The organism is Bacteroides sp. OF03-11BH (genome assembly GCF_003604005.1).
Lineage (GTDB): Bacteria > Bacteroidota > Bacteroidia > Bacteroidales > Bacteroidaceae > Bacteroides > Bacteroides ovatus.
On the sequence record NZ_QTMW01000089.1, the window covers coordinates 1 to 6,272 of the forward strand.

The following is a 6,272-nucleotide window of genomic DNA, read 5'->3' on the forward strand; positions in this document are numbered from 1 at the left end:
GAATATCACTGTTACGAATATTGCCCCGGCGAACTTCTCTATCTCTGTAACTATTGCCCGTAAATCTCTGCCATAGCCGTTTATTTCGGCTGGTACGATAACTTTATCACCTGTTTTCATACTTGTATGTTTTTTATTCTATACCAAAATCTTCCATTAAGCAAACCCGGATGATAGCCCCTATCTGTTTGGCTGGCTTGTCTATATATTGCTCAAACTTCTTTTGTATCTTTTGTGCCACCTGTACGGCTATTTCCGGGTGTAACTGTACGGCGTTCACTACACGCTTAACATATCCTTTGTCACTTTTAGAGAACCTCGAAATAGTGGTTGTTATGTAGATGATCGCCTGTTTTGCGCTTTCGTATTCCAATAGCTTTTGTTGTTCGGTTTGCCTTGTGTAAACGTAGAATTTGTATTCGGTAACTTCCTTGCCTTTGTAGCTCTTTGGCTCGAACTCGAAGTATAAATCGCATTGTCCGGCATTGTACAACTCCCGGAGTTCCTTTTGCGGATCGTCAAGTACACGCCTTTTGAAATCGCATCCCCGTTTGTATTTCTTTTCCAACATGAACATTTCCCGAAGCTTTTCGACTGTGTAGAAAAAGAACCCGGCGTTTCGGTATTGGCAGCACAGTTCGTAAAACCTTTGCGAGAATGTGCTTTTGAGTGCGATTGCTACCGTCATGGAGTAACTCGTGAAGTTTTGGGCGAGTTCCACGTAATAGGGTAGTACCTCTTTGGAAACTTGCACCTCAAAATACGATTTATTTTTGATATGCTTGACGTAATTGACAAAACCGATACTTAGCCACATTTTTTCGTTGTTAATCTCTATATCGCGATTTCTAAGCCGTTTTAGCGCATCGTAGATGTTTTGCATCTTGGTATTGTCACCGCATTTCTTTAGTTCTTCCTCGTGTATGGTGATAATCAGATCATCGAATAAGTCCCGTCTGCCGTTCTCGTTCTCGATGTATTGCGCCCGGATATTTCGTATAATGGAGTATAGGGCACGTTTTTCGATAAGGTCGAACTTGTAGCGTGCGGTAGTCAGCGCATTGTCTTGCGACAGGACTATATCCCTCTGTTTCTTGTCTTTCTTCTCCATGACTTTAATGCTTTTCGCAAAGGAAATATTTATCTACGACAAAAACAAATATATGGCGTAGAATATTTGTCGTAGATAACCGTTTTTTTCGGAAATTTGTCGTAGATGCTCGGAAATTTGTCGTAGATGCTCGGAAATTTGTCGTAGATGACCTTTGTAAGATATTACAGCACAATGTGTTATGCTATGCCGTAAAAGTAACTAAAAAGAAACTAAAAATTACCGTAAAGCAATGGAGTGTTTCTTTTTTGGTTTATAGAGGTCGCTTCGCTCCACTTTTCAGCGTGTTTTTTGATACGACGAATTTCCGGAGAATGGGAGAGAGTGGAAACAAGTAAAGCCAAGTGCAACGGATTAGGAAGATTTTTTGGCGTGTTAAATTTTGTATAAATATGACTTTTAATGTATAAAACGAGAAGTTTCCGGGAGCGAAAACGCATCCCGGATTTAATGTAACTTTTTGTTGTATAGTTAGTTACCATAACGCAACTTTACCCATGCTTCCGATTTCAAGTTTAGCACTTATCCCCATAGCCTTAAAAACTCTTGCAATGGTGGAAAAGGTTAAATTCTTACCGTTTTCAATTCGGGAGATTTGAGCCCGTTGCACTCCTATCAGATTACCTAATTCCTCTTGGGTTAAGTTCTTTGATTGGCGAGCTTGTTTAATGGCTTCACCTATCAAAAAAGAGTTAAGTTCTTCTTCGTAGGCATCACGTTTGGGAGTACCTTTTTCTCCGATGTATTTATCCTCGATTTCTTCGAGTGTATAAAATTTCTTTGCTTCCATACGCTTTATCTTTTTGAATTAAAATAATCTTTTCTAATCTCTTCGGCTTTGGCTATTTCTTTGGGAGGTGTCTTTTGGGTTTTCTTGATAAACCCATGTGTTGCGATTACCAGAGTGTTTATCTTATCGTCCTTATCCCAAAAAGCAAGAAGCCTGTACTTGGTTTTGTTATAGAACGTTCTGAATTCCCAAATATCCGTATCATCCAATTTCTTGAATAAATCTGGATCAAGTACAAAGGTGGATTTACGAATATTGCTAATGATCTTCTCACGTACCTTGTTGGGCAATCCGTCTAAAAACTCTTGGGCTTCGTTGGATAATTTGACCTTGAATCTTGATTTTGCTTCCATATAAAGTTTTTTAGTGTTGCAAAGATAATATTTTGTTTCCATATAGCGAAACAAAATATTGATATTTTATGCAGCCTGTTGTGCCGTTTTGATGTGTTTTTTTGTTTGTGGAATAGGTTCTTTCTTTGTGCCTCGCTCCGACTTCTCCCCGTCCCCCTTGTACGAGCTTTCGCCGTACCGCAGGGGAGGGTGTTCGTCGATTGCTCGGCAGTCGAAAGAACAGCAAGAGGAAACCGGGCTTTACCCTGTTTTTCCTCTTGCCCTACGGGGTTACGGCTGAATATCAGCCGTTTAAGTTTTTTAACCGCAATTAGTTTGAAATTGTGGTTAAAATCATACCTTTGGAAATCAGAGATTTAATAATATAAACAGCAATTAAAACCGCAATTGTATGGATAAGGAAACCACCACTTCTGTCACCATTGACCGAAAAACGTTTGCCCGGCTTGATAGGCTGGCAAAGTCCAATAATGTATCAAAGAAAGAGTTCCTTTCCTGTGCGCTGGAGTACTTCGAGAAGTATGGCATCAACCCGGTTGAGCATGAGAGTCCGGCAAAGGAAATGCAGAAACTTATCAAACGCTGTGATCAGGTGATAGCGTTCATCCGGAAGCAGGAGCAGGATTTCTTGCGTCCGGCTTGTGAAGCCATGGGCAGTACAAGTATGAGGGTGACCATGAGCATGGACTCGATACTTACGGAAAAAAAGTTCAGCCAATACCAAAAAGACAATGACCTATTCATGCGTGACCTTGCAAGCCTTGCCGGGATAAGGGAGCAGGCTTTGGACCGGGCGGAAAAGGCAGTCGGTCAGTCGAGGGATATGCTTCTGAAGAACCAACAAGCCATTTATGCAAGGCTGGACGCTGTGACGCAAAGGCAGGAGAAGATCTTCTCCTATATCGCAAGCTATATCGATGCGAAAGGAAAAGCCGGGCTTTTCGATGATATAAAAGCCTTGTACAAGAACGAGAAGAACAAAAGGGAAAAGATATGAACGTGAAGATACAGGGAAGCGGTAACGGCACATATGCCAATACAGGCAGTTGTGTTGCGGTGACGAACTATCTCCAGCATGAGGATTTGGAGAGGATGAAGAAAGGGGAGGAGGTGCAGCCATTCTTCAACCAGTTCCGGGACTACGTGAGCGCAAGGGAGGTCACATTCAAGATAGACAACAACAAGGCTAAGTTAAGCCGGACTGACGCAAAGTTCTATGTTATCACTGTCAGCCCTTCAGAGAAGGAGCTGCGCTGCATGGGCGGAACTCCGCAGGAGCGTGCGGAAGCCTTACGGCGGTACATACGACAGGATGTGATGAGAAACTATGCGGAGGGCTTCGGAAAAGGCTTGAGAAGCGATGATGTGGAATATTACGCAAAGATCCACTTCAACCGGGACGGTGACAGTGACAGTGATATGCACGCACATATCATCGTCAGCCGGAAAGACCGGAGCAACACCAGGAAGTTAAGCCCTAAAACGAACCACACCGGAAAGAAGAACTGCGGCAACGTGAAGGGAAGTTTTGACCGGACGGATTTTTTCCGGAAGTGTGAAAGCTCTTTTGATCGGCGAATGGGGTTTGACCGGGAGCCGGAGGAAAGTTTCGACTACCTTAACGCCGTCAAGAACGGCAACCCGGCAGAAATTGCCCGACAGGTGGAGCGTGCGCAGCGCATCAGAAAGGAGAAATGGGACAATCTCAAAACGGAGCTTCAAACCCGGCAGGAGCCGGAGAAGTCAAAAATCCGACAGGTGGAGAAAACACCCGACATCGAGCAGCCCACTCCCAAGAAGCAGCAGGAGGAAGATTTGGAACTCCGGCAGAAGCCCAAAAAGAGCAGAGGTTTTGGCATGGGCAGTTGGTAATTTTTCTATTTTCCGGCACAAAGGTAGCTACGCACGCCGCATTTGTCAAGGGACGTTTCACTCTCCGGGTAAAAAATCTCCTGTGCTCGCTTCGCTCGTGCGGTATTTTTTACCCTTCGCCCTTGACAAATACTCTGTGCTTCGCTGGCAGGTGTTTAGGAAAAAAGAAAAAAATGTTGCTCTTTGGTGGGGTGTCCGTTTTGTCATTCTGTTACCGTTGTATTAAGTATTCGCTCTGTACTTCTTGATTTAGTATAATAGCAAAAATATGGGTTTATGAAAATGGAAGGACTGGCAAAATATTAATATTCAATATATTTCGCTATCTTTGCAGCCTCAAAATTGGATTAAGTATTTATTTAAAAGATTAAGGCAATGGTAAAAGCATGAAATACTAAAGATATAACATAAACATATAATTAATAGCGTTTACTATTATTCGGTATACTCTGAAAATTTGGCGATTAGATGATGTATAGACACGAATAAGTTCTGTGAACGCCTGCGCTATGCGTGGGTGGAACTTATCGTCTATACGGGTTACGCCAAATACCTCAGAGTGTTGATAAGGAAGCCCACGCTTCTTTTTTTTACGCTTTGGGGTATTTGTTTGTTGTGCCCGTATCGAATTATAGTTCGCACAACAAAAGCGTAGATGAAAAAATATTTTTTTACGAGAGAATCTTTATTGGCGATAGGGATTTTCATGTTTTCTTTTACCCATATATGGGCGCAAAATGGAGTGAAGGATAGTTTGTATAAGGAATTACCGAAACCTGTTTTAGATGAAGTGTATCAATTGAAATTTAAAGAGGTGTTAGTTCCTGTCATGGGGATAGGTACAGCAGCTTTGTTTGTCTGTGATGGCTGGTTTACAGAACAGAGGGAGAATGTGCAGGATCTCCTTTCTGCCAAAGGAAGAAATAAAATCAAGTTTGATGATTATATGCAATATTCGCCAATGGTCGCAGTTTATGGGTTAAACCTTGCAGGTGTGAAAGGGAAGCATAGCTTTAAAGGCAGGACAATAATTTTGGCAATGTCTTATGCAACTATGGGAATGATTGTCAATACGATGAAATATTCGTTTAAAGAGAAAAGACCGGATAGTAATACTCGAAATTCTTTTCCATCCGGTCATACTGCTACGGCATTTATGGGAGCTGAATTTCTTTACCGGGAATATAGGGATGTGTCGCCATGGATTGGTTATGCAGGGTATGCGATAGCAGCAATTACGGGATACTTGAGAATATACAATGACAGGCATTACCTCAATGATGTGGTAGCAGGGGCTTGTATTGGTGTTTTGAGCACGAAACTGGCTTATTGGTTGTATCCTAAGATATTTAAGAAATCCGAATGTTACAAAGAGCATGTGGCGATAGTGACCTTGCCTTATTATTCCGCAAAAGAAGTTGGTTTGAACATGTGTATTTGTTTTTAGGGATAGACAAAGTAATGTTTATTAGTTTTATACATCTAATTCAGTGTTTACATGTATTTTTCCGAAAGTCTTTTGCTCGTCACGCACCCGGCACAGTTCCCGGTGCGCCTTTTCCTTGTATTCCAGCAAAGCGGAGTTTTCGGAGCGCAGCCGGGCAATCTCCCTTTCTTGTTCTTCGCTTTTGGCTTCTGCCTTTGCTTTTTCTTCGGCAGCATGGGCGATCAGTTCCGGCGCTGGGAGTTGCTTGGCGGTCTGTTCCCGGACAGCTTGGAGAAGCAGGTGCACCGCTTCCGTCCCCTCGTTGTGTCGTTCCATGATCTTTGCGGATTGTTCCAGCCGCCCGGCAACCTTTTCTAATGGGGAGAGGTCAAAAGCTTCACCCCGGAGGTCGAACCCGGTTCTTTGGAAATAATCAACGGACAACTCGACAAATTCTTTGCGAGTTATACCCGTACCGTTTAAATACTCGTCTAATTTTTTGGCGTACTCTTGGCTTATCGCTATGGTGGTAAGCGGTGTTTTCCTCTTTTGCTTGCTTTCCTGTCCTTTCTCCATTGCTGTAAAATGCTATATTCTGTTGCAAAGGTAGTTATAAGTATTATTATAGCAATTTATCACAGATATTATTGCAATTTATTGCGATTATAGCAAAATAAATCACCTTGCTATTAGCTGGAAGTCATGGTAAACACCCCCCCC

General features: G+C 42.5%; 7 protein-coding genes and 1 pseudogene. 4 read left to right on the forward strand and 4 right to left on the reverse strand.

The annotated features are described in order from the left end of the window. Nucleotides 1–133 precede the first annotated feature (133 nt). Nucleotides 134–1,111, reverse strand: coding sequence for a replication initiation protein (locus tag DXA54_RS27275; protein ID WP_008669318.1), 978 nt, complete (start codon nt 1,109–1,111; stop codon nt 134–136). A 91-nt stretch (nt 1,112–1,202) separates the two neighbouring features. On the opposite strand from DXA54_RS27275, the pseudogene DXA54_RS28850 reads away from it, so the two are divergent. Further along, nucleotides 1,203–1,262: pseudogene (locus DXA54_RS28850) on the forward strand (four-helix bundle copper-binding protein); the annotation flags it as partial. 324 nt (nt 1,263–1,586) lie between these two features. On the opposite strand, the gene DXA54_RS27290 reads toward DXA54_RS28850, so the two are convergent. Further along, nucleotides 1,587–1,901, reverse strand: a complete 315-nt coding sequence (locus DXA54_RS27290; RefSeq protein WP_007851388.1) for a helix-turn-helix domain-containing protein — start codon at nt 1,899–1,901, stop codon at nt 1,587–1,589. Between the two features lie 5 nt (nt 1,902–1,906). Next, a complete protein-coding gene (locus DXA54_RS27295) occupies nt 1,907–2,254 on the reverse strand; it encodes a type II toxin-antitoxin system RelE/ParE family toxin (protein WP_008669299.1) in 348 nt (115 codons plus the stop codon). A gap of 391 nt (nt 2,255–2,645) precedes the next feature. Between DXA54_RS27295 and btgA the strand changes: the two genes are divergently transcribed. The 3 genes from btgA (at nt 2,646) to DXA54_RS27310 (ending at nt 5,573) form a co-directional block, all read left to right on the forward strand. Next, entirely contained in the window at nt 2,646–3,251 is a 606-nt protein-coding gene (btgA, locus tag DXA54_RS27300) for a mobilization protein BtgA (RefSeq protein ID WP_008669301.1), read from the forward strand. Next, entirely contained in the window at nt 3,248–4,126 is an 879-nt protein-coding gene (gene btgB / locus DXA54_RS27305; RefSeq protein WP_120081159.1) for a mobilization protein BtgB, read from the forward strand. Before btgA ends, btgB begins: the two co-directional genes overlap by 4 nt. A gap of 655 nt (nt 4,127–4,781) precedes the next feature. Next, nucleotides 4,782–5,573, forward strand: a complete 792-nt coding sequence (locus tag DXA54_RS27310; protein ID WP_229095821.1) for a phosphatase PAP2 family protein — start codon at nt 4,782–4,784, stop codon at nt 5,571–5,573. Between the two features lie 27 nt (nt 5,574–5,600). Here the strand turns inward: DXA54_RS27310 and DXA54_RS27315 are convergent, their stop codons facing one another. Next, nucleotides 5,601–6,128 carry a hypothetical protein gene (locus tag DXA54_RS27315; protein ID WP_120081162.1) on the reverse strand — a complete coding sequence of 176 codons (528 nt, stop codon included), beginning with the start codon at nt 6,126–6,128 and terminating at the stop codon, nt 5,601–5,603. Nucleotides 6,129–6,272: the final 144 nt, after the last annotated feature.

Coding starts and splice junctions, on each gene's coding strand:
- DXA54_RS27275 (WP_008669318.1), bottom strand. CDS start 1,111: ATGGAGAAGAAAGACAAGAAACAGAGGGATATAGTCCTGTCGCAAGAC.
- DXA54_RS27315 (WP_120081162.1), bottom strand. CDS start 6,128: ATGGAGAAAGGACAGGAAAGCAAGCAAAAGAGGAAAACACCGCTTACC.
- btgA (WP_008669301.1), top strand. CDS start 2,646: ATGGATAAGGAAACCACCACTTCTGTCACCATTGACCGAAAAACGTTT.
- DXA54_RS27290 (WP_007851388.1), bottom strand. CDS start 1,901: ATGGAAGCAAAGAAATTTTATACACTCGAAGAAATCGAGGATAAATAC.
- DXA54_RS27310 (WP_229095821.1), top strand. CDS start 4,782: ATGAAAAAATATTTTTTTACGAGAGAATCTTTATTGGCGATAGGGATT.
- btgB (WP_120081159.1), top strand. CDS start 3,248: ATGAACGTGAAGATACAGGGAAGCGGTAACGGCACATATGCCAATACA.
- DXA54_RS27295 (WP_008669299.1), bottom strand. CDS start 2,254: ATGGAAGCAAAATCAAGATTCAAGGTCAAATTATCCAACGAAGCCCAA.